Source organism: Streptomyces sp. NPDC044571 (assembly GCF_040647115.1).
Taxonomy (GTDB): Bacteria; Actinomycetota; Actinomycetes; order Streptomycetales; family Streptomycetaceae; genus Streptomyces.
Window position 1 is genome coordinate 1 of the sequence record NZ_JBEZBN010000159.1, and the last position, 1012, is coordinate 1012.

At 76.3% G+C, this 1012-nt stretch carries 2 protein-coding genes; one reads left to right on the forward strand and one right to left on the reverse strand.

Annotated elements, in window-relative coordinates; genetic code table 11:
- The first annotated feature begins 31 nt into the window (after positions 1–31).
- Positions 32–928 (forward strand): oxygenase MpaB family protein, encoded by an 897-nt coding sequence (locus AB0B01_RS30970; protein WP_361726348.1) that lies wholly within the window; start codon positions 32–34, stop codon positions 926–928.
- Here the strand turns inward: AB0B01_RS30970 and AB0B01_RS30975 are convergent.
- Positions 901–1012: DUF6766 family protein (locus AB0B01_RS30975; RefSeq protein ID WP_361726351.1), on the reverse strand; the 112-nt coding region annotated here is incomplete at its 5' end. The two genes, AB0B01_RS30970 and AB0B01_RS30975, sit on opposite strands and share 28 nt — an antisense overlap.

Sequence of the window (1012 nt, forward strand, 5' to 3'; positions counted from 1 at the left end):
GGCGGGCGGGCGGGACGGGGACAATGGAGGGGTGAACCTGTCGGCGCCCGCCCTGGAGCGGTTGCGGGAGCAGCTCGGCCGCGGTCTGTTCGCCCGGGTTGCGGGACCTGCCGGGCCGAGGAACCGCGCGCGGATCCACGGCACCCCGGGCCCGCGGTGGTTCGGTCCGGAGCGCCCCGTCCGCCGGGTCCACGGGGATGCCTCGATGTTCATCGGCGGGCTGAGCGCCCTGCTGCTGCAGTCGCTGCACCCGCTGGCCATGGCCGCGGTGGCGGCACATTCCGGCTACCGCGGGGATCCCTGGGGCCGGCTCCAGCGCACGAGCACCTTCCTGGCCGTGACCACGTTCGGTACGGCGGCGGACGCCGAGGCGGCCGTCGCCCGGGTGCGTGCCGTCCACGAAGGGGTGCGCGGGGTGACCGTCGACGGGCAGGCCTACTGGGCGGCGGATCCGCACCTGCTGGGCTGGGTGCACGTGGCCGAGGTCGACTCCTTCCTGCGGGCCCACCAGCTGTACGGGGTCCGTCCCCTGGATGCGGCGGGCTGCGACGCCTACGTCGCCGACACCGCCCGGGTGGCGGAGGCCCTGGGGGTGTGCGACCCGCCGCGCGACCGGGCCGCGCTCGACCGGCGGCTGGCGGCCTACCGGCCGGAGCTGCGCGCCAGCCGGGAGGCCCGCGAGGCGGCGCGGTTCCTGCTGCTGCATCCGCCGCTGCCCTGGGCGGTACGCCCCCCGTACGCGGTGCTCGCGGCGAACGCGCTGGCCGTGCTGCCGCCCTGGGCCCGCGAGCTGCTGGGGATCCCCTGCCCACCCGTCCTGGAGCGGGCCTGCGTACGACCGGCCGGCAAGCTGCTCACGGGCGGGATCCGGTGGGCCATGAGCCAGCCGGCCGTGGCGGCTCAGCCCTCCACTCCCGTGGCGTCGTGAGGGGATCCGACCGGCTTCGATTCGGGGGAACCGCGCTGGCGCAGATAGACGGAGAGAATCGCCATCGAGGCCACGGCCAGGAAC